Source organism: Bradyrhizobium sp. HKCCYLRH2047 (genome assembly GCF_051168175.1).
Lineage (GTDB): Bacteria > Pseudomonadota > Alphaproteobacteria > Rhizobiales > Xanthobacteraceae > Bradyrhizobium.
In genome coordinates this window covers 588,111-614,277 of the sequence record NZ_JBNPUM010000002.1, presented here as the reverse complement: position 1 = coordinate 614,277, position 26,167 = coordinate 588,111, and the positions used below count along the sequence as shown (strand labels likewise).

The 26,167-nt window shown below is 64.8% G+C and carries 23 protein-coding genes and 1 tRNA gene; 13 read left to right on the top strand and 11 right to left on the bottom strand.

Annotated features, from left to right (window positions below; all coding sequences use genetic code 11):
- The first annotated feature begins 122 nt into the window (after positions 1 to 122).
- From carB to ACQR1D_RS06370, 3 genes are all read left to right on the top strand, one after another.
- Positions 123 to 3,587: a carbamoyl-phosphate synthase large subunit gene (carB, locus tag ACQR1D_RS06380; protein ID WP_315802639.1), complete on the top strand. Its 3,465-nt coding sequence runs from the start codon at positions 123 to 125 to the stop codon at positions 3,585 to 3,587.
- Positions 3,588 to 3,794: 207 nt separating this feature from the next.
- The gene (greA, locus tag ACQR1D_RS06375; RefSeq protein WP_315717519.1) at positions 3,795 to 4,271 is read left to right on the top strand and encodes a transcription elongation factor GreA; all 477 of its coding nucleotides are present in this window, start codon (positions 3,795 to 3,797) and stop codon (positions 4,269 to 4,271) included.
- Between the two features lie 248 nt (positions 4,272 to 4,519).
- Positions 4,520 to 4,924: a DoxX family protein gene (locus ACQR1D_RS06370; protein ID WP_315802638.1), complete on the top strand. Its 405-nt coding sequence runs from the start codon at positions 4,520 to 4,522 to the stop codon at positions 4,922 to 4,924.
- 126 nt (positions 4,925 to 5,050) lie between these two features.
- Here ACQR1D_RS06370 and ACQR1D_RS06365 read toward each other — a convergent pair whose 3' ends face one another.
- Positions 5,051 to 5,530, bottom strand: a complete 480-nt coding sequence (locus tag ACQR1D_RS06365) for an Lrp/AsnC family transcriptional regulator (RefSeq protein ID WP_015664493.1) — start codon at positions 5,528 to 5,530, stop codon at positions 5,051 to 5,053.
- A gap of 288 nt (positions 5,531 to 5,818) precedes the next feature.
- Here ACQR1D_RS06365 and trxB point away from each other — a divergent pair, with 288 nt between their 5' ends.
- The 4 genes from trxB to ACQR1D_RS06345 all read left to right on the top strand — a co-directional run bounded on the left by trxB (position 5,819) and on the right by ACQR1D_RS06345 (position 9,425).
- The gene (gene trxB / locus ACQR1D_RS06360; protein WP_315802637.1) at positions 5,819 to 6,784 is read left to right on the top strand and encodes a thioredoxin-disulfide reductase; all 966 of its coding nucleotides are present in this window, start codon (positions 5,819 to 5,821) and stop codon (positions 6,782 to 6,784) included.
- 7 nt (positions 6,785 to 6,791) lie between these two features.
- Entirely contained in the window at positions 6,792 to 7,715 is a 924-nt protein-coding gene (locus ACQR1D_RS06355; protein WP_315717522.1) for a LysR family transcriptional regulator, read from the top strand.
- 446 nt (positions 7,716 to 8,161) lie between these two features.
- Positions 8,162 to 9,085: a 4-hydroxy-tetrahydrodipicolinate synthase gene (gene dapA / locus ACQR1D_RS06350; protein ID WP_434839596.1), complete on the top strand. Its 924-nt coding sequence runs from the start codon at positions 8,162 to 8,164 to the stop codon at positions 9,083 to 9,085.
- A 169-nt stretch (positions 9,086 to 9,254) separates the two neighbouring features.
- Positions 9,255 to 9,425: a hypothetical protein gene (locus ACQR1D_RS06345; RefSeq protein ID WP_315802635.1), complete on the top strand. Its 171-nt coding sequence runs from the start codon at positions 9,255 to 9,257 to the stop codon at positions 9,423 to 9,425.
- Between the two features lie 111 nt (positions 9,426 to 9,536).
- Here ACQR1D_RS06345 and ACQR1D_RS06340 read toward each other — a convergent pair whose 3' ends face one another.
- The 5 genes from ACQR1D_RS06340 to ACQR1D_RS06320 all read right to left on the bottom strand — a co-directional run bounded on the left by ACQR1D_RS06340 (position 9,537) and on the right by ACQR1D_RS06320 (position 12,499).
- Positions 9,537 to 10,214 (bottom strand): ParA family protein, encoded by a 678-nt coding sequence (locus tag ACQR1D_RS06340; RefSeq protein WP_231327589.1) that lies wholly within the window; start codon positions 10,212 to 10,214, stop codon positions 9,537 to 9,539.
- Positions 10,215 to 10,488: 274 nt separating this feature from the next.
- Positions 10,489 to 10,842 (bottom strand): hypothetical protein, encoded by a 354-nt coding sequence (locus ACQR1D_RS06335; RefSeq protein ID WP_316179752.1) that lies wholly within the window; start codon positions 10,840 to 10,842, stop codon positions 10,489 to 10,491.
- A gap of 299 nt (positions 10,843 to 11,141) precedes the next feature.
- Positions 11,142 to 11,218 (bottom strand) — tRNA-His (locus ACQR1D_RS06330).
- 261 nt (positions 11,219 to 11,479) lie between these two features.
- Entirely contained in the window at positions 11,480 to 11,914 is a 435-nt protein-coding gene (locus ACQR1D_RS06325) for a phasin (protein WP_315802633.1), read from the bottom strand.
- Positions 11,915 to 12,118: 204 nt separating this feature from the next.
- On the bottom strand, positions 12,119 to 12,499 hold the full coding sequence (locus ACQR1D_RS06320; protein ID WP_434839595.1) for a phasin: 381 nt from the start codon (positions 12,497 to 12,499) through the stop codon (positions 12,119 to 12,121).
- A 331-nt stretch (positions 12,500 to 12,830) separates the two neighbouring features.
- On the opposite strand from ACQR1D_RS06320, the gene ACQR1D_RS06315 reads away from it, so the two are divergent.
- Positions 12,831 to 16,160 carry a PAS domain-containing protein gene (locus tag ACQR1D_RS06315; RefSeq protein WP_434839594.1) on the top strand — a complete coding sequence of 1,110 codons (3,330 nt, stop codon included), beginning with the start codon at positions 12,831 to 12,833 and terminating at the stop codon, positions 16,158 to 16,160.
- Here the strand turns inward: ACQR1D_RS06315 and ACQR1D_RS06310 are convergent.
- Entirely contained in the window at positions 16,145 to 17,356 is a 1,212-nt protein-coding gene (locus tag ACQR1D_RS06310) for an NnrS family protein (protein ID WP_434839593.1), read from the bottom strand. The genes ACQR1D_RS06315 and ACQR1D_RS06310 overlap by 16 nt on opposite strands.
- Positions 17,357 to 17,521: 165 nt before the next feature.
- Here ACQR1D_RS06310 and ACQR1D_RS06305 point away from each other — a divergent pair, with 165 nt between their 5' ends.
- Positions 17,522 to 18,241 carry a Crp/Fnr family transcriptional regulator gene (locus tag ACQR1D_RS06305; protein ID WP_315802629.1) on the top strand — a complete coding sequence of 240 codons (720 nt, stop codon included), beginning with the start codon at positions 17,522 to 17,524 and terminating at the stop codon, positions 18,239 to 18,241.
- Here the strand turns inward: ACQR1D_RS06305 and ACQR1D_RS06300 are convergent, their stop codons facing one another.
- Both ACQR1D_RS06300 and hemN read right to left on the bottom strand, forming a co-directional pair.
- Positions 18,242 to 18,445, bottom strand: a complete 204-nt coding sequence (locus ACQR1D_RS06300) for a DUF1858 domain-containing protein (protein WP_409997929.1) — start codon at positions 18,443 to 18,445, stop codon at positions 18,242 to 18,244. It lies immediately after the preceding gene.
- Positions 18,446 to 18,523: 78 nt separating this feature from the next.
- A complete protein-coding gene (gene hemN / locus ACQR1D_RS06295; protein ID WP_434839695.1) occupies positions 18,524 to 19,876 on the bottom strand; it encodes an oxygen-independent coproporphyrinogen III oxidase in 1,353 nt (450 codons plus the stop codon).
- A 210-nt stretch (positions 19,877 to 20,086) separates the two neighbouring features.
- Between hemN and ACQR1D_RS06290 the strand changes: the two genes are divergently transcribed.
- The 4 genes from ACQR1D_RS06290 to ACQR1D_RS06275 all read left to right on the top strand — a co-directional run bounded on the left by ACQR1D_RS06290 (position 20,087) and on the right by ACQR1D_RS06275 (position 24,569).
- Entirely contained in the window at positions 20,087 to 20,296 is a 210-nt protein-coding gene (locus tag ACQR1D_RS06290; protein WP_315802628.1) for a hypothetical protein, read from the top strand.
- A 344-nt stretch (positions 20,297 to 20,640) separates the two neighbouring features.
- On the top strand, positions 20,641 to 21,735 hold the full coding sequence (nirK, locus tag ACQR1D_RS06285; RefSeq protein WP_434839592.1) for a copper-containing nitrite reductase: 1,095 nt from the start codon (positions 20,641 to 20,643) through the stop codon (positions 21,733 to 21,735).
- A gap of 52 nt (positions 21,736 to 21,787) precedes the next feature.
- Positions 21,788 to 22,669: an SUMF1/EgtB/PvdO family nonheme iron enzyme gene (locus ACQR1D_RS06280; RefSeq protein ID WP_434839591.1), complete on the top strand. Its 882-nt coding sequence runs from the start codon at positions 21,788 to 21,790 to the stop codon at positions 22,667 to 22,669.
- Between the two features lie 178 nt (positions 22,670 to 22,847).
- Positions 22,848 to 24,569 (top strand): hypothetical protein, encoded by a 1,722-nt coding sequence (locus ACQR1D_RS06275; RefSeq protein ID WP_434839590.1) that lies wholly within the window; start codon positions 22,848 to 22,850, stop codon positions 24,567 to 24,569.
- Positions 24,570 to 24,577: 8 nt separating this feature from the next.
- On the opposite strand, the gene ACQR1D_RS06270 is transcribed toward ACQR1D_RS06275, so the two are convergent.
- Entirely contained in the window at positions 24,578 to 25,228 is a 651-nt protein-coding gene (locus ACQR1D_RS06270; RefSeq protein WP_315802624.1) for a 3-oxoacid CoA-transferase subunit B, read from the bottom strand.
- Complete coding sequence (locus tag ACQR1D_RS06265) at positions 25,228 to 25,956, bottom strand: CoA transferase subunit A (protein WP_315802623.1); 729 nt, start codon at positions 25,954 to 25,956, stop codon at positions 25,228 to 25,230. Before ACQR1D_RS06265 ends, ACQR1D_RS06270 begins: the two co-directional genes overlap by 1 nt.
- Positions 25,957 to 26,167 lie beyond the last annotated feature (211 nt).

Sequence of the window (26,167 nt, the reverse complement as noted above, 5' to 3'; positions counted from 1 at the left end):
GGTCTAAAGACCGCTCGCGCGCGAGCACTGGTCGCGCCTTGGCCCTTGGCCTTCGGGGACGCGCAGCACGCGCGCCCTTTTTTTGTGCCCAATTCTCTGCCGTTTCTTGCCCGTGAGCTTGAATGCCGAAACGAACCGACATCTCGACCATCCTGATCATTGGCGCCGGTCCGATCGTGATCGGCCAGGCCTGCGAATTCGACTATTCCGGTACGCAGGCGGTGAAGGCGCTGAAGGAGGAGGGCTATCGCGTCGTCCTCGTCAATTCCAATCCGGCCACGATCATGACCGATCCGGAATTGGCCGATGCGACCTATATCGAGCCGATCACGCCGGAGATCGTCGCCAAGATCATCGAGAAGGAACGCCACATCATCCCCGGCGGTTTCGCACTGCTGCCGACCATGGGCGGGCAGACCGCGCTGAACTGCGCGCTGTCGCTGCGCCGGCAGGGGACGCTGGAGAAGTTCGACGTCGAGATGATCGGCGCCACGGCTGACGCGATCGACAAGGCCGAGGACCGCCAGCTCTTCCGCAACGCGATGGAGAAGATCGGGCTGCAGACGCCGAAGTCGCGGCTCGCCAATGCGTCGGCGCTGAAGAAACAATATCGCGACAAATATCTGGCCGAGCGCGAGACGCTGTCGGGCGCCGCGCGCGACGAGCTCGACCGGCAATGGACGCTCGGCGAGAACGAGCGCCGCAAGCGCTATCAGGAGCATGCGCTGGGACAGGCGCTGATGGCGCTGTCCGAGATCGGCCTGCCCGCGATCATCCGTCCCTCCTTCACCATGGGCGGCACCGGCGGCGGCATCGCCTACAACAAGGAAGAGTATCTCGACATCATCGAGCGTGGTCTCGATGCCTCCCCCACCAACGAAGTGCTGATCGAGGAATCGGTGCTCGGGTGGAAGGAGTACGAGATGGAGGTCGTCCGCGACAAGAAGGACAACTGCATCATCGTCTGCTCGATCGAGAACCTCGATCCGATGGGCGTGCACACCGGCGACTCCATCACGGTCGCGCCGGCGCTGACCTTGACCGACAAGGAATATCAGATCATGCGCGACGCCTCGCTGGCGGTGCTGCGCGAGATCGGCGTCGAGACCGGCGGCTCCAATGTGCAGTTCGGCGTCAACCCGGCCGACGGCCGCATGGTCGTGATCGAGATGAACCCGCGCGTGTCGCGCTCCTCGGCCTTGGCCTCGAAGGCCACCGGCTTCCCGATCGCCAAGGTCGCGGCCAAGCTCGCGGTCGGCTACACGCTGGACGAGATCGCCAACGACATCACCGGCGGCGCGACCCCGGCGTCGTTCGAGCCGACCATCGACTACGTCGTCACCAAGATTCCGCGGTTCGCCTTCGAGAAATTCCCGGGCGCGTCGACCACGCTGACCACCTCGATGAAATCGGTCGGCGAAGTCATGGCGATCGGCCGCACCTTCCAGGAGAGCCTGCAAAAGGCGCTGCGCGGTCTCGAGACCGGTCTCACCGGCCTCGACGAGATCGACATCGAGGGGCTCGGCCGCGGCGACGACAAGAATGCGATCCGCGCCGCCCTGGGCACGCCGACCCCGAACCGCCTGCTCCAGGTCGCCCAGGCGATGCGCCTCGGCTGGTCGGACGAGGACATCTTCAACTCCTGCAAGATCGATCCCTGGTTCCTGGCGCAGATGCGTGGAATCGTCGAGATGGAGGACAAGGTCCGCCGCCACGGCCTGCCGCCGAACGCGAGCGGCATGCGCACGCTGAAGGCGATGGGCTTCTCCGACGCGCGGCTCGCGGTGCTCGCCAACACCACCGAAGCCGAGGTCGCCGCCAAGCGGCAGGCGCTCGGCGTCCGTCCAGCGTTCAAGCGAATCGACACTTGCGCGGCGGAGTTCGCTTCGCCGACCGCCTACATGTATTCGAGCTATGAGACGCCGTTTGCAGGCCGACTCGGCGACGAGAGCGCGCCGTCGGACAAGAAGAAGGTCATCATTCTCGGCGGCGGCCCGAACCGGATCGGCCAGGGCATCGAGTTCGACTATTGCTGCTGCCATGCCTGTTTCGCGCTGGCCGATGCCGGCTACGAGACCATCATGGTCAACTGCAATCCGGAGACGGTCTCGACCGACTACGACACCGCCGACCGTCTCTATTTCGAGCCGCTGACGGCCGAGGACGTGCTCGAGATCATCGCCACCGAGCGCAAGAACGGCACCGTGCATGGCGTCATCGTGCAGTTCGGCGGCCAGACGCCGCTGAAGCTCGCGCGCGCGCTCGAAGCCGCCGAGGTACCGATCCTCGGCACCTCGCCTGAGGCCATCGACCTGGCCGAGGACCGCGACCGCTTCAAGCGCATCCTCGACAAGCTGCATCTGAAGCAGCCGAAGAACGGCATCGCCTACTCGGTCGAGCAGGCGCGCCTGGTGGCGGCCGATCTCGGCCTGCCGCTGGTGGTGCGTCCGTCCTATGTGCTCGGCGGCCGCGCGATGCAGATCATCCGCGAGGACAACCAGCTCAGCGACTACCTGCTCGGCACCCTGCCGGAGCTGGTGCCGGCCGACGTCAAGGCGCGCTATCCCAACGACAAGACCGGCCAGATCAACACGGTGCTGGGCAAGAACCCGCTGCTGTTCGACCGCTACCTGTCCGACGCCACCGAGATCGATGTGGACTGCCTGTCCGACGGCAAGGACACCTTCATCGTCGGCATCATGGAGCACATCGAGGAGGCCGGTATCCATTCCGGCGACTCCGCCTGCTCGCTGCCGCCGCATTCGCTCGACGAGGCGACCATCGCCGAGCTGGAGCGGCAGACCCGCGAGCTAGCGCTCGGGCTCGACGTCGTCGGCCTGATGAACGTGCAATATGCGATCAAGGACGGCACGATCTACGTGCTCGAGGTCAACCCGCGCGCCTCGCGCACGGTGCCCTTCGTCGCCAAGGTGGTTGGCACGCCGGTCGCCAAGATCGCGGCCCGGATCATGGCGGGCGAGAAGCTCGCCGATTTCGGGCTGACAAAGCGCGCGCTCAAGCATGTCGGGGTCAAGGAATCGGTCTTCCCGTTCGCCCGCTTCCCCGGCGTCGACACCGTGCTCGGCCCGGAGATGCGCTCCACCGGCGAGGTGATGGGCATCGACCGCTCGTTCGCCGTGGCGTTCGCCAAGAGCCAGCTTGGGGGCGGCACACGCGTGCCGCGCAAAGGCACGGTGTTCGTGTCGGTGCGTGAAAGCGACAAGGCGCGCATCACGGAGGTGGTGCGGATGCTCCACGAACTCGGCTTCAAGGTGGTGGCGACGTCCGGCACCCAGCGTTTCCTGACCGACCAGGGCGTGCCGACCGAGAAGATCAACAAGGTGCTGGAGGGACGGCCGCACATCGTGGACGCCATCACCAATGGCGACATCCAGCTGGTCTTCAACACCACCGAAGGCCCGCAAGCGCTGGCTGACAGCCGCTCGCTGCGGCGCGCTGCCCTCTTGCATAAAGTGCCGTATTACACCACTCTTTCGGGTGCCGTGGCGGCCGCGCAAGGCATCCGTGCCTATCTCGGGGGAGACCTTGAGGTCCGCACCCTGCAGAGTTACTTTTCCGAAAACTAATCGCAGCGCGCGGGCGAACGCCCGCTAAGCGGTTGGCAACAATCGGCAATAGAAGCTTTCAGGAACTCGCCGCCCCGTTCGATGTTGTACCGGCCTTTGACGGGACGGTCTTGCCGGGCCTTCAGGCTTTGCTTTGAGCCGCAAAGGCCTATTCTGAAGATGCTGATCGTGCGCGCCCCCGCCCGCACGACTGAAGGACGAGAAGAGATGGTGGAAAAGGTTCCCATGACTTCGATGGGCTACGCCGCGTTGGAGAACGAGCTCAAGCAGCGCCAATCGGTGGACCGTCCGCGCATCATCGAACATATCGCGGAAGCGCGTTCGCATGGCGACCTGTCCGAGAACGCGGAATATCACGCCGCAAAGGAAGAGCAGTCTCACAACGAGGGCCGCATCGCCGAGCTCGAGGACAAGCTCGCGCGCGCCGACATCATCGATGTGACCAAGCTCTCCGGCGACACGATCAAGTTCGGCGCGACGGTGACCCTGATCGACGAGGACACCGAGAAGAAGACGGTCTGGCAGATCGTCGGCGAGGTCGAGGCGGACGCCAAGAAGGGCAAGATCTCGATCACCTCGCCGCTGGCGCGCGCACTGATCGGCAAGAAGATGGGCACCACCGTCGAGGTCATGGCGCCCGGCGGCGCCAAGTCCTACGAGATCGCCAAGGTCGAGTGGCGCTGAGACAGGGCAACGTCCCGCCGGAGCGAATCGAAGGGCTGCGCCAAGGCGCGGCCCTTCGTCGTTTCCGGTGGTTGCAGGGCAGCGGAAGGCCGCCACTTCGGCAGTACACGCCCAATTCATCGCATGTCACGACGCATGCCGGTGACGCAGTTGCGGTAATCAGCTAAATCTGCGGCCGACGAGCCGGGGCGGCAACGACCGAACCGGCCATCGTCGCATCATGGTTTTCTGTTGGGGGACGATCACACATGGAGCAGATGCTCTCGAAATGGCAACCGGCTGCACTCAGCCTGTTTCGCTTCATCACCGGCCTGCTGTTGTTTCAATACGGCGTGGCCAAGATCTTCAAGTTTCCTGTCATCCCGTACTTCGCCAACATTCCGCCGCTGATCTACACGGCCGGCATGATCGAGCTGGTGCTCGGCGCGTTGCTGATGGTCGGTCTGCTCACGCGGCCCGTCGCATTCATCCTGGCTGGCGAGATGGCCTTCGCCTACTTCATGGGCCACATGTTCAAGACAGGTGAGCCGGTATGGCTGCCGCTCCTGAACAACGGCACCGCGGCGATCGCGTTCTGCTTCTCCTGCCTGTATCTGGCGACGGCCGGCGGCGGCCCGATCAGCCTGGACGCGCTGCTGCGGAAGAAGAGCTGATCACTCGCTCCACTGTCATTCCGGGGCGATGCGACAGCATCGAACCCGAAATCCAGAGCTTATCGACGCCATCTCGAGATTCCGGGTTCAGCCCCTGCGGGGCTGCCCCGGAATGACCCTCGAGGCCTAGCTCCGTCCCTTGACCTCGAGCGGCACCGCCGCCTCGTATTTGGAGTTATGCAGCACCAGCGAGGTCCTGACGTTGCGCACATGGGGCGCCGCCGTCAGATGCGTCACGAACTCCTGGAACGTCGCCATGTCCGGTGCCACGCATTTCAGGATGAAGTCCACCTCACCGGACAGCATCCAGCATTCCCGCACCAGCGGCTCGGACCGCACGAACTCTTCGAACGCCTTCAGGTCGGCGTCCGCCTGGCTGGATAGGTGGACCGAGGCGAACACGGTCACATCGAAGCCGAGCTTGCGCGGGTCGAGCAGGCCCCGGTAGCCGGTGATGTAGCCTTCCTCCTCCAGGGTCCTGACCCGGCGCAGGCAAGGCGGCGGCGAGATGCCGACCCGCTTGGCGAGCTCGACATTGGTGATCCTGCCATCGGCCTGGATTTCGCTCAGGATTTTGAGATCGATCTCATCAAGATTCTTGGACACGGGGATTGTGGGCTCTGGCGGGATAGGAGGAGGCGCAGGGGCGCCGGGGGACGATGGGCAACTCTCTTAGCGCAGGCTGGTCAATTTGCGCAATTTTATTACTTTAGATTTCCCCCGTTGACCGGGTCGTGAAGGGAAAATTCGCCGAGATGCGTTGCAATTCTTGCATAGCTTGCCAGATGGCTTAGACTTGGATTTGACATTTTCGATGGGGCTTCGGGGCGTTTCTTTTGCGCATTCCGCTCGCTGCGTCGTCAATTCTCCCTCTCCCAGCGAGTCTTCGGTCACATGCAAGCTCCGATCCATGCCAAAGTCGTCATCATCGGTTCCGGCCCTGCCGGCTATACGGCGGCGATCTACGCGGCACGAGCTATGCTGGAGCCGGTGCTGATCCAGGGCATCCAGCCCGGCGGGCAGCTCACCATCACCACCGACGTCGAGAACTATCCGGGCTTTGCCGACGTCATCCAGGGTCCCTGGCTGATGGAGCAGATGGAGAAGCAGGCGACGCATGTCGGCGCCCAGATCAAGACCGACCTCGTGACCAAGCTCGAGCTGGGTCAGCGTCCGTTCCGCCTGACCTGCGACTCCGGTGACGTCTACCTCGCCGAGACCGTCATTCTGGCGACCGGCGCCCAGGCGCGCTGGCTCGGGCTGCCGTCGGAGGAGACGTTCAAGGGCTTCGGCGTCTCGGCCTGCGCGACCTGCGACGGCTTCTTCTATCGCGGCAAGGAGGTCATCGTCGTCGGCGGCGGCAACACCGCGGTCGAGGAAGCGCTGTTCCTGACCAATTTCGCGTCGGCCGTCACCGTCGTGCACCGGCGCGACCATTTCCGCGCCGAGCGCATCCTGCAGGAGCGGCTGTTCAAGCATCCCAAGATCAAGGTCGTCTGGGACAGCGCCCTGGATGAGATCTGCGGCGCGAGCTCGCCATCCAAGGTCACGCATGTCAGGCTGAAGAACGTCAAGACCGGCGCGCTCACCGAGCTGCCCGCCGACGGCGTGTTCGTCGCGATCGGCCATGCGCCGGCCACGGAGCTGGTCGCCGGTCAGCTCAAATTGAAACCGTCCGGTTACGTCGAGGTGGTGCCGGGCTCGACCGCGACCTCCGTTCCCGGCGTGTTTGCCGCCGGCGACGTCGCCGATGAAACCTATCGGCAGGCGATCACCGCCGCCGGCATGGGCTGCATGGCTGCCCTCGAAGCCGAACGCTTCCTCGCCCACGCCGCGAGCGAACGCGCCGCGGCGGAATGAACTGACGATGCCACGATCACGGGATGGATTTACGGATATGGATTGGGACAAGCTGAAGGTGTTTCACGCAGCGGCGGAAGCAGGCAGCTTCACGCATGCCGGGGAGCAGCTCGGGCTGTCGCAATCGGCGGTGTCGCGCCAAGTCAGTGCGCTCGAGCAGGAGCTCGCAGTCTCGCTGTTCCACCGTCACGCCCGCGGGCTGATCCTTACCGAGCAGGGCGACCTGCTGTTCCGGACCGCGCATGACGTCTTCATGCAATTGCAGGCGGCGCGCGCCAAGCTGACCGACAGCCGCGAGCGGCCGAGCGGCGATCTGAAGATCACGACAACCCCGGGCGTCGGCATCAACTGGCTGATCCCGCGGCTCGGGGAATTCACCGCGCTCTATCCGGAGATCCGGATCTCGCTGATCGTCACCGACGAGGAGCTCGATCTGTCGATGCGCGAGGCCGACGTGGCGATCCGTACCCGCAAGCCGACCCAGCCCGATCTGATCCAGCGCAAGCTGTTCGCGATCAGCTTCCACGCCTATTGCTCGCCGGAATACGTCAAGCGCTTCGGTACGCCGCGCACCCTCGACGAGCTCGATGATCATCGCATTATCATGCTGGCCGACGGCCAGGTCGCCCCGCATCTGCAGAACCGCAGCTGGCTGGTCGATGCCGGCCGCAACGGATCCGGTCCGCGCGAGGCCTATTTCAGGGTCAACAACATTCTCGGCCTGGTCCGCGCCTGCCAGCAAGGGCTCGGCATCGCCGCGCTGCCGGACTACCTCGTCGAGGAAAACAGCCGTCTCGTGCAATTGTTCGGAGAGTCGGATTCGATCCAGCTCGACACCTACTTCGTCTATCCCGAGGAATTGAAGACGGTCGCACGCGTTCAAGTGTTCCGTGACTTCGTCGTGAGCAAAGCGCAGCGCTGGCCGGCGTGACATTGTGCATGTCTGACATGCGGCTTGCATGGTTGCTGCGACGCCATGCGAGAGCCCATAGTGAGCATGTGCTGAGCGTTGGCGTTGCGCATTGTCCCCCTCCTCCAGTGGCGCGAGCGCTCAGAAATCCCTCTTGGAAGGTGATTGTGTCGGCCTCTTTGGCCAATACCTCCAGCCGGGCTCATTTGGGCCCGGCTATTTTTTTGCCGAATGTTTCCGTGTCGTGCCCGATGCGGCGTTGACAGCATCGCCTGCACCGCGCATCTAGATCGCATGTCCACGTCTTCGCACGCCAAGTTGTTGTCGAAAAAAGCTCCCCTCCCGGGGACATGTGGACGCGCGCGCTAGAATCTCTCGAATTCACCGCCGCATCACCAGCCCCGTCGCGAGGACGGGGCTTTTTTGCGTGTCCCGTCTCCGGCTCCTGCCACCCAAGGAGATGGACCATGACCAACGTTACGACCCGACTGCGAGGCCTCTGGCTGCCCCTGATCACGCCGTTCCGCGATGGCGCGCTCGACGAACCATCCTTACGCAATCTGGTTCGGCACTACGCCGCCAAGCCGATCGATGGACTGGTGCTCGGTGCCACGTCAGGCGAAGGACTGGCGCTGTCATGGGACGAGCGCGCCCGTCTGATCAGCGTGGTCCGGGACGAGCTCGACACCATCGGCCGGCCGCTGCCGATCTGTCTCGGTGTCGGCGGCGTGGCGACGGCCGAGGTGATCGAAGCGCTCGACCGAACCTCGTCATGGCCGATCGACTTCTATCTGATCTCGAGTCCGCCTTACGTGCGTCCGTCGCAGCGCGGCCTGCTGGCGCATTTCACCGCGTTGGCCGACCGCACCGCCCATCCGATCGTGCTCTACAACATTCCCTATCGCTCGGCGGTTGGCCTCGACAACGAGACATTGCTGCAGCTCGCCGAGCATCCCGCTATCGCTGGCCTCAAGGATTGCTGCGCCAACCGCACGCAGACGCGCGACCTGATCACGCGTCGGCGCGCAGGGTTTCATATCCTGACGGGCGAAGACGCCCAGAGCTTCGATGCGCTGCAGGCCGGTGCCGACGGCGCCATCCTGCTCTCGGCACATCTGGAGACCGAGACGTTTGCCGCAATCCTGCAGCACGTGAAGGCCGGCCGTCACGACGCGGCAGCAGCGTGCTGGGCGCTGGTCGAGCATCTCACGCGACTGCTGTTCACCGAGCCGAGCCCCGCACCGGCCAAGTACTGGCTGGCGCGCACCGGCGTCATTGCGAGCCCAGAAGTACGGCTGCCAATGGTAGAGGTTGGCGCCGAGCTGGCCGCACGGCTGGATCAGCAGATCGAGCGGCGCCAGCCGACGACCACGCAGAACCGCGTTGCCTGAGCACGCCCCAACCCATTCGCTGGCTCTGCCTGGCCTTCCCGATCGGAAAGGCCAGGCAGAGCCGCGCCACCGCTGTGGAGCCGGAGCAGAATCTCCGTGGTTAATCCGAGCTAACAAACGCGATCAAAAGCGGCGCAGTCCGCAACCTCGTGTTTAAAGATGTTCCGCTATGGATGTTGAAAACGTCAAAGAGCGCGAGGACGTCGTGGCTTTGCAGGATCATCCATACCCTGAGCATCAGGGTTTCAGCGTCGAAGACATTCTCTGGGCGGTCGGGATCTGGTCCGTGATCCTGACCCTGACGCCGGCAATCGCCTTCTATTTCCTGATGGTTGCCTGACCTCGCCAAGCCCTCTCGCGCGGCGCGAATTCGGCACTCACGCGAGAGCTTGTGACCCGACGCAAAAAACGCGCGGAGGACCGCGCGTCGATGCCCCATCTGATGCCGCGATCAGGCCGCCTGCTTGTGCATGGCGCCGTTGGCCGACACAGTACCGCGAATAGCCCGCACCGAACGCTCGATCGCAGCCCAGAGGCGTGCGATCTCGGCCGCAGCACGGCCCTCCGCATAATATTCGCGCACGCCTTCACCCTGGCCCAGCGCCATCAGCAGATCGGCGCGGTTGGTGATCTGGCCGCCCCACACCGGGGCCTTGAACTTCGCCAGCGCTTCGCGGGCGATGGTGACGATCGGACTTTCGGCATCGTCGCGGCGCGCTGGCGCGCCATTGAGAACGACCGCGTAGGGCTTGCGCGCGGCGCGGCAGGTCTGGATCGTCTCCTGCACCGCGTTGACGTCGAACACGCCGGGGCGGGCCGGGATGATTACCATGGTCGCATTCTTGATCGCATCCTCGACGACGGCCGAGATGGTCGGCGGCGTATCGATCAGCACCCACTCGACGCCGTCGCGGCGGGCGGCGGACACGATCGCGCTCACCGAGTTCACGGCCGTCTTGATCGGCGGCTCGTTGGTGCCGCGCAGCTTGTGCCAAAGCGTGAGCGACCCCTGAGGGTCGGCATCGATGAGCAGACAAGACTTGCTCGACTTGATCTGCGCAGCGAGATGGGCGGCCAGGGTGCTCTTGCCTGAACCGCCCTTACGCGATGCGAAAACAATAACGTTCATACCTTGGCCTCCAGATTGACCCCGGCAGCGAAAATGAATCAGCGGACTGATTCGCGGAAGATAAATTTAGCGATTGATAAGACGTAACTCCTGATTGCCGAAACGCATTGGTTTTTGAGTCACACCAAAGCAGGCAAAACAGCAGATCAGGCGGCGATGTTCGACAACATCCGGTCATGCCCCATCGCATTTACATGTTGAGGCTGCGCATCGAGGTGTGCGTCCGAAGACTGCGGTCATGCCGAGTGCCGCCAAAGGCGGCAATCGGCATCGCTCAGGTCGCGTCTGGTCGCGTCGACTTCTTCGATTTGCCAGCGCGCGCAGTGACCGGCTTCCTGGTGACAGGACGAATGCTCATCGGCCGTTCCGCGCGGCCAGATGACGCTGCCTGGCGCTCTGGCGGCCCGAATTGGGCGCGGCATGACGGCGACAGCTCGGCCTTGCGGCGAATCATGCAGGCGGTGACACGATCGACGTCGGGAATGTCGGAACTACAAAGCCGGAACGCATCGCCTGTGCATGCCTGCTCCTGCTCGGCGGTATAGGCCCGTGCGGTTACGGGGACTAACAGCGCGGCCATTACGATCAGTACGGCAGAGATGCGTGGATCGAGATCAATCCCTCTCATCGTCCCCTCCCCCTCGTTGCCGCAAAGTGTGATTGAAGGAGACCGGATTCGCAAGCAACAGTGCCACGCCGTGCTACCGATCCGGCGCGGCAAACCGCAAGCGAGCGCACGCCCGGCGATATATCCGTCGAAATACGGAGACCGGGCTCAGGCTTCCGCGGGCAAAGCTCTGCGGCCACGCCCCGGCCACAGCCATGCGCGAGAGGTCGCGACGGGCGACCAATCACGGCGCACGATCAATGGGACGCGGAGCACGGATAGAGGTGAGCTTGCGAACGGCCCAGCGATGGTCCCGGCCATGGTACAGTTGGGTGGGCTCGAACCACCGACCTCCTGTTCCACAGACAGGCGCTCTAACCAACTGAGCTACAACTGCATCCGCCATGGGACTGCCCGCGAGGGGCGTCCGAACGGGCCGGAAACTAGGTGCAACGGGCGAATTTGGCAAGGCCGAGAACGGATAAAGTCCCCTGCCATGACTGCGTTTTTTGACGCCGTTTCGGCCCGAGCGAGCCCCCGTTCAAGCGGGGAGCCCAGAAAGTATCGAACCCGGCCGCAACGCGCCCGGGTTCTGGATCTACCGCCGTCCATGTCGGCGCGCGGCCGCATCGCGCACCTGGCGAGACTTGAGGCTGCCTCAGGCCGCCGTCTTGAACAGCTTGGTGGCGCTTTCCTTGATCGGCTCGACCGTCTCGGCCGCAACCTTCTGGCCGAGCTCGCCAAGCTCCTTGGCCTGGGCGGTGAAGGTCTCGAACTGCTTGCGCGCGAAACCGGTCCACAGCTCCATCGCCTCCGACGGCGACTTCACACCGAACAGCTCCTGGGCGAAGTCGAGCGACGCGGTGGTATTGGCCTTCGTGAATTCCATGACCTTCGACGAGTAGACGCCGGCGCCCTTGCTGGCGTTGGCGAAGAAGGCCTCGATGGCCGAATTGTGGGTTTCCGCAGCGTCCTTGAACTTGGCGTAGTTCTCGCGGGCCTGCGACACGCCTTTTTCGGCGAGCGCGCGTACCTGTTCGGGAACCTCGAACGGAATGATCGACGCGGAGAAAGGATCGGTGGCATTGGTCATGGCATGCATCCTTCGAAACATTGAGACTGGACCGGCCCGGCAATCGGGAAGTCACTTCGGATCACGCAGAGGAACCGCCCCTGGGAGGTAACAACCTCGCGTAGAGCTATATCGTGGCGCTTTTGTGCAACGCAACGGAAATTCCACTATCAGGAACTGTTGCCGCGCCCGCTTCCAGAAAAAGGGGGATCGAGGCATGTCTGATCAGGCCTTGGGCTTGGTTGCGTCGATCGCGGCCTTGCCGATGGCCTGGCCGACTTCGCTTGCCTGTTCGGCGAGCGATCGCATCTGGCCCTGAACGAATTCGCTGTGCAGCCGCAGCACCTCGGGCAGGTCCTTGGCGTGGACCAGCGATTGGGCGTAGTCGAGCGACGACTGGACGTTCTTTTCCGCGTAGGACAAGACCTTGGAGCCGATGTCCTTGGCTCCGGCCCGCACTGTCGCACCGCGCTGTTCGAGCGAGCCGGCCGTCGCCTCCGCTCCGGCCAGAAACTTCTCAAACGTCTGACGTGCCTGGTCGAAGCCCGCCTCCGCCATTGCCCGCACGTCTTTCGGAATTTCGGACCGTCGTCCATCGTCGGTCATGCTTTCCTCCTTCTGAAGTCCCGATTGGCTGCGCCCTCGTCTCTCAGCAGCTTTCCCGCTGCCGAGCGGCCCCGAACCAGTCCAGGGTATCATCGTGCTATCGAGAGCCGAGATTGCAACGGTCCATGCCGGTTTCGCCGCGATTCCGAGCCCGGGGGCTCACGAGGAACACATTAAGGTTATCCAAGCTTTAGCAGGACAGGAGTGCGGCCCCGCCGTGGACCTCGGCCCTCAAAACGCGCGATAGTAACGAATTCTTAACGCTTCCAGTTCCGGCCGCCGGTCATCCACGGCCGATCAACATCACAAGAGCCGTTCGCCGTCGTCGCCCATGACCCACGCCGATCTCGAATTGCAGGCCCTCAGCGACCCCCGGCTGGCCGTCCACGCCGCCGGCAGTCTGCCGGCCTGGCTATGGTCGGCCGATGGCGGCCGTGTGCTGTGGGCCAATGCGGCCGGTGCGCGCGCCCTCGGTGCGACAAGCGCAGCGGCGCTGATCGCGAAAACGTTCGGCCCCGCCGACGCGCATCGCCGCCAGGTCGCTCAATTGGGACGGCGGCTGCCCGAGACCGGCGCTTTGCGGCTGGAACGTCTACGTGGTTTCGGCGCGCCGCTCGGCACGCTCGCGACCTGCGGCTGCGCCAGGATCGACCTGCCCGATGGCACGCGCGCGGTGCTGATCACCAGCACTGACGGGGGTGGACGTAGCTTCCCACTGGCGGATCGCCTGAAGCGGCTGGCGGAGACGAGCGAGCATGCGCTGATCGCATTCACCCAGGACGGCCAGTTCGCCGGCATTAGTTCAGCCGGACGGCGCCTGTTCGGCATGCGCGACCTGACCGAGCCGGATTTCGTCGAGATACGCAGGGCGGCGCTGGCCGATGGCATGGCCGAGGTGACGTTCGGCACGGAGCGCGCAGCGCTCTACCGCATCGGCAGCGGCAATCAGGTCGGGCTGGTGGCCGTCCCGATGCCGGCCCCTGCCGACGAGATCGAGGCGCCGGGCTCGGCGCCAATACCTGAGCCAACCGCAGATGCCGCCCCGGCATCATCAGCCCCCGTGGATGTTGCCGCTGGGCCCGCGGTCGTGACTTCGCCTCCTCTTCCGATGGATGCAATGACTGAACGCCAAACCGACGACGAATCCCCCGCGCTGTCGAACGACGCGCCGGCCGAGTTCCTGCTGATCGACGATCCGGCCGAAGCTGATCTGTTCAAGGCGCCGGCGCCGCAAACGGAAGATCACGCGCATCCTGCCGAATCCGGCGCGGCGGAGCCTTTAGTCGGCCGTCGCCATCCGCTCCGATTTTCCTGGCAGATGGATGCCGAGGGACGGTTCTCGATCGGCTCCGATGAATTCACCCACCTGATCGGGCGGCACGGCGCCGCCGAGCTCGGCCGTCCCTGGCATGAGCTCGCTGCATCGCTAGGCCTCGATCCCGACGGGCGGGTCGGTGCCGCGATCGAAACGAAAGAGACCTGGAGCGGGCTCGTCGTCAGCTGGCCCGCCGAGGGCGAGCGGCTTGCGGTCGAATTGTCGGGACTGCCCGTCCTGGCGGAGGACAGGACCCATGCCGGCTATCGCGGCTTCGGTGTCTGTCGCGACCTCGACGCCCTGGACCGGCTGGCCGCACTGCGTCGCCCCGCATCGACCGATGCAGCCGCGACCGATGTTCCGGACGCCGACGAAACCGAGCTTGCCCAATCCGACCATGTGCGGGCCGCAGATGTGCCGCCGCAGCAGGACAACGTCACTGCGTCATCGCGTGAGGCTTCCATTGCGCCGGACGTACACCACATCGAGGGCATCGGGCTCGAAACGACCGGGAACGTGGTCCCGTTCCGCGCTCCGGGCGAGTCCAAGCATCCTGTGCTCACGCCGGTGGAGAACAGTGCGTTTCATGAGCTCGCGCGCCAGCTGTCGGCCCGCCTCGAAGGTGAGATCCGCAACGCGCCCGCGGACGTCCAGGGCGTGGTGCCCGAGCCGGGATCGCGAATGAGCGATCCGCTCGTCCCGCCGCCGCAGCAGGCTCCGTCGGCGACGGAGACGGCGCCCGATCAAGGCGCGGAGCTGCACACCGAATGGCTCACACCCGAGGAGCCGCCGGCCCAGGGCGACAGCCAGCGCGACCGCATCCTGCTCGACCTGCTGCCCACGGGCATGCTGATCTACCGGCTCGACCGCCTGCTCTACGGTAACCCGGCCTTCTTCAAGCAGATGGGCTACGCCGACCTTGCGGCCTTGGAGCAGGCCGGCGGGCTCGATGCGCTCTATGTCGAGCCGGGCGTGTCATCTGCACCCAACAAGTCCGAGGCCGGCACTCCCGTCACGATCTCGGCCGCCGACGGCTCCTCCAGCGAGGAGGTGAAGGCGGAAGCCCGCCTGTTCACGATCACCTGGGACGGCGATAGCGCGCATGCCCTGATCTTCGCTCCGTTGCCCGGCCCTGCGGCTGCGATTCCGACGACCGACGTGGCACCGATGCCGGCCCCGGCCCCCGCCGCGCTGGTCGTCGCCCCGCCTCCGGCTGCGGGCCACGCCGAAGCCGAAGATCTGGCGGCGATCCTCGACGTCACCGCCGAGGGCATCCTGATGTTCGACGCCGGCGGCAACATCCACGCCTGCAACCGCAGCGCCGAGGCGCTGTTCGGTTACGATGGCGCGGCGCTGGTCCGCCGCAACCTGATCGAGCTGTTCGCACCGGAGAGCGCACGCCTCGTGCTCGACTATCTCGACAGCGCGCAGCAGTCCGGCGCGTCGAGCGGGCTCGACAAGGGCCACGAGGTGCTCGGGAAGATCGCTCAGGGCGGCGTCATTCCGTTGTCGATGGCAATTGGCCGGACCAGGACCGACGGTCCGAATTTCTTCGCCGTGTTTCGCGATCTGTCGCAGCTCCGCCGCGGCGAAAGCGAGCTGCTGCAGGCCCGTCGCGTCGCCGATCGGGCCGCCAACGCCAAGGCCGACATGCTCGCCCGGATCAGCCACGAGGTGCGCGCGCCGCTGAACGCGATCATCGGCTTTGCCGAGGTCATGATCGGCGAACGTTTCGGCACGATCGGCAACACCCGCTACGCCGAATACATGAAGGATATCCGCGCCTCGGGCGAGCGCGTGGTGTCCCTGATCGACGATCTCCTGGAGCTGTCGCGCATCGAGACCGGGAAGCTCGAGCTCGCTTTCACCAGCCAAAATTTGAACGAGCTGGTGGAGGGCTGCGTCGCAGCGATGCAGCCGCAGGCCAACCGCGCCCGCATCATCATCCGCACCTCGCTGTCGCAACTGCTGCCGCCGGTGATCGCCGACGTCAGGGCGCTGCGCCAGATCGCGATGAACCTGATCTCGGCCTCGATCTCGCTGGCCAATCCCGGCGGCCAGGTCATCGTCTCGACCGCGCTGACCGATTTCGGCGAGGTCGCGCTGCGCGTGCGCGACACCGGTCATGGCCTGAACGATCAGGAGGTGGCCGCCGCGCTCGAACCGTTCCGTGCGCCCTCGGCGGCCGAGCAAGGCTCCGACGGCGCCGGTCTCAGCCTGTCGCTCACCAAGGCGTTGGTCGAGGCCAACCGGGCGCAGTTTCACATCAAGGCGGCGCCGAAATCCGGCACGCTGATCGAGGTGGTGTTCTCGCGCGCCGTGGCGCGCAATCAGAGCACCGGCTGAGCCGATCCCGCCCGTCGCACCGCCAGTGAACGACGCTTGAGGCCGAGCAGGAGCGGACCGAACGCCACCACGAAGCCGGCGAAGGCAATGATCCAGGCCAACGCCGCGACGTGCAGCAGCGCCTCGGCATGCGTCGGCGCCAACACGGCGCAGACCCGCGTGACCGCTGCGACGATGATCGCCAGATAGATCGCCTGGGTCGCGGGCGCGGCCGTCAGCGCCTCGCCGGTGTGGCCGAGCGTGGCCCGCGTCATGACGGCGAGCGTCGTGATGCCGGCGGCCCCGACCATCCAGGCGTGCAGCCCCGCGCTCGGCAGAATCCATCCGAGGCTGGCGGCGGCCGTGAGCAGGAAGCCGAGCGGCACGAACAAATAGCCGACATGCAGGATCACCAGCAAACGCTCGCGCAAGGTGCGATCACCGGCCCAGCGCGCGAGCCTCGCTCCGTGCAGCGCGCCGGCCGCAGCGAGCGCGAGCGCCGTTGCCGCACTTTCGGGAGCCAGGATCCAGCCGAGCAGGCTCAGCGCGCTGAACAGGACGACGGCAAGGTCGAAGCGGCCGAACGGCACCGGCAGCCGGCCGGGATTGTGCTTGACCAGCCAGTTGCGGGTGAAGCTCGGCGTGATGCGGCCGCCGATCAGTGCGAGCAGCAGCACGATCACGGCAACGCCGATGCGGATCGCGTAGTCGGCCGAACCGCGCAGATGAGCCTCGACATGGAACGCGATGTTGCCGGCGCACAGCACCGTGACGATCGCGACCACCGGCAGATTCCGCCAATTCCGCCCGGCGACGATCTCGCGGGCGGCGGCCAGCACGACGAGCACCAGGAAGCTCGCATCGATCAGCATCGCGGCCCACCACGGACCGAGCGCAGACATCGTCACCGCCAGTCGTCCGGCCATCCAGACCAGCACGAGGGTGAGCAGCGGCACGCCCCGGATCGGCAGCCGTCCGGTCCAGTTCGGGATCGCCGTGAACAGGAAGCCGGTGACGATGGCCGGCAGGTAGCCGTAGAGCATCTCGTGCACGTGCCAGTCTCGGGGGGCAAAGCCCGAGCTCAGCTTCAGCTCGCCGTAAAAGGCCGGGAGCCAGATCAGGATCGCCAGCGCAGCCTGGAGCGCGCCGAGCAGAAAGAACGGCCTGAACCCGTTGGCGAGGACGGTCCAGCCCTGATAGTTGCGTGGAATGGCCATGTGCATGCTCGCTCGATGGGCGACGGGAACCGCGCCGATATGGCGCTGTGTGCTTAACATGTAGTTGCGCGTCGTCCGATATGGCTTGCGCCAGCACAAACTTCCGACGGATCGCAAAAACGTGCTATTGAGCGGGCAAAATCCGCCGTCGGCCCGGAGAATATCATGGCTTCCATCGACCGCTCGCTGGTCGCGCATCTGCCGCTGTTTGCGGGGCTGTCCGCGGAGGATCTGACGGATGTGCTGCGCGAAGCCCGTTCGATTCGCGTTCCACGCAACGGCGCGGTGTTCGAGCAGGGCGCCGATGCGATCTCGTTCTTCCTGCTGCTGCACGGCCATGTCCGCGCCAGCAAGACGACGCCGACCGGCGACCAGATCGTGGTGCGCTACGTCGTGCCCGGGGATACGTTCGGCGTCGCCCCGGCCATCGGCCTGCAGCACTATCCGGCGACTGCGACCGCCGTCGACGACAGCATCGTGCTGGCCTGGCCGTCCGCCGCATGGCCGAGACTGGTTGCGAGGTTTCCGTCGCTGGCGGCGAACACGCTGCAGACGGTCGGCCAGCGGCTGCAGGAAACCCATGCGCGCGTGATCGAGATGTCGACCCAGCAGGTGGAGCAGCGCATCGCGCATGCGCTGCTCCGGCTCGCCAACCAGGCCGGCCGCAAGCTCGATCATGGCGTGCAGATCGATTTCCCGATCAGCCGGCAGGACATTGCGCAGATGACCGGGACGACGCTGCACACGGTGAGCCGCATCCTCTCCGGCTGGGAGCAGCTCGGCCTGGTCGAAAGCGGGCGTCAGAAGATCGTCCTGCGCGAGCCGCACAAGATCGTGCTGCTGGCGCAGCAGGGCGCCGGCGATGCGGCCGCATCGCGTAGCTGATCACGCGCAGGCACACAGCGCCGAGAGGAACGCGTCGGGATCGACGCCATGCTCGTGGCAGGCATCCGCGACGTTGTGAAAGCAGGCGATCGGGCAACCGACGCAACGCATCTGGAAAGCAAGAAAGACGCCGATGGTCTCCGGGCTTCGCCGCATGACATCGTCGACCAGTTCATCGAAGGAGATTGGCATGCGCGCCTCCATTCCAAGTCCAGCGCGAATGGTAGCGGGCATGCCGTTGGCGGTCTTTGTCGCGGCACAAGCACCGCGGCACCTCGACGGTCAGACCGCCCGGCTGTGCAGCTGCTTCGACGCGTCGAGATGCGCATCGAACGCCGCGGCGACACTGCGCACCAGGAACCGGGAATGCTCGGTCACCGCGAGCGCACCGCCGTTGAGCTCGACCACACCGTCGGAGATCAACGATTGCAGCCGCGGCGCCGATCTCAGCATGTCGTCGGTGTCCGTGCCATGGCGGGTGCAGATGACATCGAGGTCCACGCCGTAGTCGCACATGATGCGCTCGATGATGTCGGCCCGCAGGCGGTCGTCATCGGTCAGTCCATAGCCTTTCACGGTCGCGAGGCTGCCGGAGGCGATCTTCTGCTCATAGGCCCGGACCTGCGGCGCGTTCTGGACATAACCTTGCGGCAGCTGCCCGATCGCCGAGGCCCCGAAGCCGAGCAGCAGATCATTTGTATCGGTCGTATAGCCCTGGAAATTGCGATGCAGGCGGCCTTCGCGGAACGCGATGGTCATGGGATCCGTGGGCAAGGCGAAATGATCGAGCCCGATCTGCACGTAGCCGGCGTCCTTCAGCGCGTCAGCGATCGCGCAGGCCTGATCGTAGCGTTCCAGACTGTCCGGCAACGCCGAGTCCTGAATCTTGCGCTGGTGCGTCTTGAACGATGGCACATGAGCGTAGCCGAACACGGAGAGCCGGTCGGGGCGCAGGTCGATGGCGCGCCGGACGGTGTCGAGACACGACTCAACGCTCTGATGCGGCAGTCCGTAGATCAGGTCGAAGTTGATGCCGGCAACGCCGGCCTGACGCAATCCGTTCGTCGCCGCCGCGGTCTGCTCGAAGCTCTGCACCCGGTTGATGGCCTGCTGCACCCGCGGATCGAAGCTCTGCACGCCCAGGCTGGCGCGATTGACCCCGCTCACCCCCAGCGCCGCGATCATCTCCGGCGTCAGCGTGCGCGGATCTATCTCGATGGCGATCTCCGCCGACGGCAGCACGAAAAAGGAATGGCGCAGCGATCCGACGAGATCGACAAAGGACTCCGGCGCCATGATGGTGGGCGTGCCGCCGCCGAAATGAATGTGCCCGACCTGCAGCCGCCGGCCGATCTGGCGCGCCACCATGTCGACCTCGCAACGCAGGGCCGATTCGTAGACCGCAATCGGCTCGTCGCGTTTGGCGACCATGGTGTTGCAGCCGCAATACCAGCACATCGAGCGACAGAAGGGCACATGCAGGTATAACGATGCCGTCGCGCTCGCTGGTATCGCGCGCAGCCATTCTGCGTAGGTGGACGGGCCGACCGCGGCGGAGAAATGAGGCGCCGTAGGATAGCTGGTGTAGCGCGGGAGGCGCTCCTGTCCGTAGCATGCTGCAAGATCTGGTCTCATGTCCTGCCTATCACCTGAGCGTGTCGACCTGGGGTTCGAAGATTCTTGACACAAGGCAAGAGGGACGGCCTTGAGCTTTCTCAAGGCGCGGCCGGCAGATACCTGTTGACTCAGTAGAATGCCGGTGATCACCGCGGACTTTGCGCTTCCTCAATGTGGCCGGCTCATTTCACGTCATCATTGATTTGTTGACGATTCGAGGAAGCCGCAATGGAAGCTTTGCAACTGCTGATCCGTTCATTTGCTCTCCTCGCCGGCATCCGCGGCCATATCCCCCAGTCCGACGGCTTCGAATCGTTCCGTGACGAGTCGGGGCCAACGGGCCTGCTCGGCAACATCGCCATGTTCATGACCACGGTGTTTTGCATCGCGGCAGCAGTGGCCTTCGTTGTGTTGCTGACGGTGCGCTGGCTGAGCTGATGAGTTCGGGAGCCCATTGTCGGTCCAGGGCTCTGCTCTGAAGCGCGCATCATAGCGCCCGCGGTTCTCGTGCTGTATCGGCAAACGGATAGAGGCCCGTCTAATCGCGTAGTCGCGCGGGACAGTCTGCCCCGCTTTGCTCCGCATCCTGTCCGGCCTCCCAAGAAACTGCGCGCCGATGCAACTCATTAGCGCTCTGCGCGGGTACAGTCGCGCCAATCTCGCTCGAAATCCGCCGTCTGATTCCGCAATTGCGAAGTTGCTTGTTGCAGCACAAACAAGCCGAGTTCCAACGGGAGCATGCTGATTGCGGCACTACAACAGATCCAATGAAGGAGCGATCCATGTTGACCCGCCGCACCGCCATGTTCAGTGCAGCCATCGCCGCGATGATGATTGCGGCTCCCGCGATGGCCGAGGACCTCAAGCTGCCGCGCCAGAAGGTCGATCTGGTGGCTCCGCCGTTCGTGCATGCGCACGAGCAGGCGACCAAGCAGGGACCCAAGATCATGGAGTTCAAGCTCGTGGTCCAGGAGAAGAAGATGGTGATCGACGAGAAGGGCACCACCTTCCAGGCCATGACATTCAACGGCTCGATGCCAGGCCCGCTGATGGTGGTCCATGAGGGCGACTATGTCGAGGTGACCCTGGTCAATCCCGCGACCAACAGCATGCCGCATAATATCGACTTCCACTCCGCGACCGGAGCGCTGGGCGGCGGCGCGCTGACCCTGGTCAATCCGGGCGAGCAGGTCGTGCTACGCTGGAAGGCGACGCGGACCGGCGTGTTCGTCTACCACTGCGCCCCGGGCGGACCGATGATCCCCTGGCATGTCGTCTCCGGCATGAACGGCGCCGTGATGGTGCTGCCGCGCGACGGTCTCAATGACGGCCGCGGACACGCGCTGCGCTATGATCGCATCTACTACATCGGCGAGCAGGACCTCTACGTCCCGCGCGACGACAAGGGAAACTTCAAGTCCTACGACTCGCCCGGCGAAGCCTATAGCGACACCGAGGAGGTCATGCGCAAGCTCACGCCGACCCATGTGGTGTTCAACGGCAAGGCCGGCGCGCTCACCGGAAAGAATGCGCTCACGGCCAATGTCGGCGAGAACGTTCTGATCGTGCACTCGCAGGCGAATCGCGATAGTCGTCCGCATCTGATCGGCGGCCACGGCGACTATGTCTGGGAGACCGGAAAATTTTCGAACGCGCCGGAGACCGGGCTCGAGACCTGGTTCATCCGCGGCGGCTCGGCGGGCGCCGCGCTCTACAAATTCCTGCAGCCCGGCATCTACGCCTACGTCACCCACAACCTGATCGAGGCGGCCAATCTCGGCGCGACCGCCCATTTCAAGGTCGAAGGCAAGTGGAATGACGACCTGATGACGCAGGTCAAAGCCCCGGCGGACATTCCGACCGGCACGACGAACTGATCGGCCCAGGGGGGCCGGCGTATCCGGCCCCCACTCTCCTGAGTGTGCTGCCATGCTGCTCGCTTTCAAGATCAAGCTCACCATCGCCTGCGTCGTCGGATTGGCTGGCCCGACCGCAATGGCACCGATCCTTGCAGATCTGCCAAACCGCGCTGCGGGCCTCGACGGCCCTGCCCTCACCGAGATCGCACCCGGTACGATCAGCTACCGCGACTCCGGTGACCATCTCCGCAGCGGGCGGCAGGCCGAAGCTCCCATCACGACGGTCCGCTTTGATCATCCGCTGACGATCATGACGAACCAGGTCAGTGCCGCAGACTACCACGCCTGCGTCCAAGCGCATGCGTGCCGCGCGCTCGATCGCAACGTTCCCATCGCCATCGATCGCCCGGCCGTGCAGGTGAGTTGGCATGACGCGGTGGCCTACGCTGAATGGCTCTCACGCCGGACCGGCCACAGCTATCGTCTGCCGACCGATACCGAGTGGGCCTATGCGGCGGGCAGCCGCTTCAAGGAAGATGGCGTCTCGATCGACGACGCCGATCCCTCGCGGCGCTGGATTGCCCGCTACGAACGGGAAGCCGCCCTGCAAGAGGACTCCGAGACGCGCGGCTTCGGCGGCTTCGGCATCAATGAGCACGGCGTTGCTGACTTGGCGGGCAATGTCTGGGAATGGACCTCGACCTGCTTCACACGCAAGATGCAGGATAGTGCAGGTCGCGTCACCAAGACCGTCAGCAATTGCGGCGTGCGGCTGGCCGAAGGCGCGCATCGAGCCTACGTGACCGACTTCATCCGCGACGCGCGCGCCGGCGGGTGCGCCTCCGGCACGCCACCTGCCAATCTCGGCTTCCGCCTGGTCCGCGAACAGCCTTCATGGAGCCGCAGCCTGACGCAGCGCCTCAGCCGGCTCCTCGGCGCCATTCGCGCATGACGCGGCATGCTCAGCCTCAAGCACGCTCGACAGCAGCCGACGCCGGTGCCGGATCGGCGGTGCCCTGGCACTGGCACAAATGACAGTCATACAAAATCAACTTTCGGTTGCGAGATGTAAGCTACAAACGTTAGACAATTTCCGTTGAGAGACGCGATGAGCGGACCAGGAGGCGAGTGTGAATTCTCGACATCCGCCGGTCTTCTTCACGTCCGACCTGCATGGTTACGGAATTGGCAACACCAGCTGGTTCGACGACGATTCGCCTCGCGCACTGGCTGGACGCTGCCTCATCGACGCGCTCGAATATCTGCGGACGTCGCCTAAGTTCGCCGCCAAGGACTGGCATGTGGTGAATGCGGGCGCGGCGCGTCTCGTGCACCAATGTCTCACGGACGGCGCGCTGGCGCGCAAGGATATTCTGGATCGTGTGGCTCCCGCCATCGAACAGGTTTGCGCACGGATCGTCGCGAGCCGCCAATATCGCATTCCGTTCTATGGCGACGACTTCTGGGACTGGGCCAGTGTCGTCGACGGCTTGTTCGAGGTACAGCAGGTCTCGGTGACCGCGGCCCAGGTGGCAAGACGCGAGCTCGACCAGTTTCGCAGGACGGTCCACATCCGCATGCCCAGCGGTCTCTCGGTCGGCGACCCCGAGCACGAATGGTTCGGACCGGCGATCGCAACACGCGCCTATCGGCTGCTGGATTCCCGCGCATCGGGAATGGATCCCGACCTGCGCAACGAGTTGCAGGCACAATCGCTCGAACGCATCGAGCGCGGCAGGTATCGCGGGAGGCAGGTGACCCCGTGGCAATTGTGCTGGCACTACGGTCAGGTCGTCGGCGAATTTCAGCGTGCCGCCAGCGAGCAGGCCGCCGAGCTGGCTGATTTTGCCTGGCTTGCCGTTCCGCTCGAACTTGGCAAGCGCGCCCAGGTTCTCGCGCGCATCCTGCAAGGAGCCTACGCCGTCAAGGACCGCAGAACCGTCCTGCAGGCCTTGGAGGAGCTCTACCGTTGTGAGACACCCGGCCGCCCGCTCGGCCAGGGCGTGATCGGCGCCGGCATCGAGGCCTCCCTGGATGTGCTCGAAGCGCTGTGGCAGCAGCTCGATGGTCGGGAGAAGGCCAGCATCAACGCGATGCTCGACGCGCTGCGATTTCTCCATGCCAAAGCCAACACGATCGGCTTCGTGGTCGAAACGCCGGAGGATATCGAAGCCCTGGTCCAGGCCATGGGCCCGGGCACACTGATTGAACAGCGCAACGCGGCGCGCGCCATCATCAGGCATTCCTGCTTCCATGCGGTCGTATGCCTCGGGCGATCGATGGCCGAGGTGGCGAGCGCGGCCGCAGTGGCGATCGAAGAGCATGGGGCGCAGTGGCTGATCATGCCGGGACGGGCCGAGGCACTGGGACCGAATCTCCCGCACGTCTCCCGCGGCCCGCGATTCGTCGGGGCCGGCCCCGGTGACCTCGTCATTGCCACCTCGGTCGCGCCATTCCGGATTCAGATCAAGCTGCGCGACGCGCTCAGCATTGCCGAGCCGCCCTCGGTCGATGACAGCGGAATGATCATTCCGGCCGACCCCGAGCTTTGCCGCCTCGCGCACGAGGCCACGGATGGCATGCTGGATGACATCGGCGTGTTCTTCGAAGGAATGACAGTGACGTGCGATGGCGACGGCACGGATGCCGAGATATCAGCAGCGTTTCCAGGTGCGCTTGCGACGGACAACGTGGCCTATGCGATGGGGCTGATCTGCCTCAGCCGCAGTGTGCCGTGCCTCATCATCCAGGGGCTGGCGGAGACCGCGCCGCCCGCTGCTGCGAGCCCGCCACGGCATGCTGCGTGCCGGCTCGCCGTCAAGGTCGCGGAGATGCTGTGCCGTCGCTGGTAGTCGCGCCCTCAGGCATTCTTGAGCGCGATCCGGAACTCGGCTTCGGTCTTGGCCTTGACCTCGTCGAGCGTCACGCCATCGGCGAGCTCGATCAGGGCCATGCCGTCATTGCCGTGCTTGTCGATCGTGAACACCGCCAGATCGGTCACCACCATGTCGACCACGCGCTCGCCGGTCAGCGGCAAGGTGCACTGCTTGAGCAGCTTCGGGCCGTCCTTGGCGCTGTGCTCCATGACCACGACCACGCGCTTGACGCCGGCGACGAGATCCATCGCGCCGCCCATGCCCTTCACCATCTTGCCGGGGATCATCCAGTTGGCGAGATCTCCGTTCTGGGCGACCTGCATGGCGCCGAGGATCGACAGGTCGATGTGGCCGCCGCGGACCATGGCGAAGGATTCAGCTGACGAGAAATAGCTGGTGATCGGCAGCTCGGTGACGGTCTGCTTGCCGGCATTGATGAGGTCGGGATCCTCCTCGCCCTCATAGGGGAACGGACCCATGCCGAGCATGCCGTTCTCGCTCTGCAGCGCGACGTCGACGCCCGGCGGAATGAAGTTGGAGACCAGCGTCGGAATGCCGATGCCGAGATTGACGTAGTAGCCGTCCCGCAGCTCCTTGGCGGCGCGCGCCGCCATCTGCTCTCGCGTCCAGGCCATCAGACTTCCTCCCCGGCTGCAGCGGCGGCTTCACGTTTGCGCACGGTGCGTTGCTCGATGCGCTTCAGTTCGGTTCCGACCTGGATAATGCGCTTGACGAAGATGCCGGGCGTATGAATGTGGTCGGGATCTATCTGGCCGGCCGGCAGCAGATGCTCGACCTCCGCGACTGTCACCCTGGCCGCAGTGGCCATCATCGGATTGAAGTTGCGCGCGGTCTTGCGGTAGACGAGGTTGCCGGCGGTGTCGCCCTTCCAGGCGTGCACGATCGCCAGATCGGCGAACAGGCCGCGCTCCATCAGATATTTCTCGCCGTCGAACTCCCGCACCTCCTTGCCCTCCGCGACCAGCGTGCCGACGCCGGTCTTGGTGAAGAAGGCCGGGATGCCGGCGCCACCGGCGCGGATGCGCTCGGCCAGGGTGCCCTGCGGGCAGAATTCGAGCTCCAGCTCGCCGGCCAGATATTGCTGGGCAAACAGCTTATTCTCGCCGACATAGGACGAGATCATCTTCTTGATCTGCCGTGTCTCCAGCAGCCGGCTGAGGCCGATGCCGTCCACCCCGGCATTGTTGGAGATGACGGTGAGGTCCTTCACCCCGGACTCGCGAATGGCGTCGGACAGGGTTTCTGCGATGCCACAAAGACCGAACCCACCCGACATGATGGTCATGCCGTCCTTGAGGAGGCCAGCAAGGGCGGATTTGGCGTCCGGATAGACCTTGTTCATACGGAAATGACCTGATGCAGAGCGGCGACCGCGCGGATATCGACCGGATTATTAGGCGAAATCTTCGCAATGCGTCAATGATGCCTTCCCAACGCGCACATCCTGCTTTAGCTGTGGCGCCAGCCTGCGCCTCCGGGGCGATCCGGAGTCCGGAATATCAGGGATCCGCCGCAATCCGGCCACACCGGCGGCGTGGCCTTGAAAGCGTCAA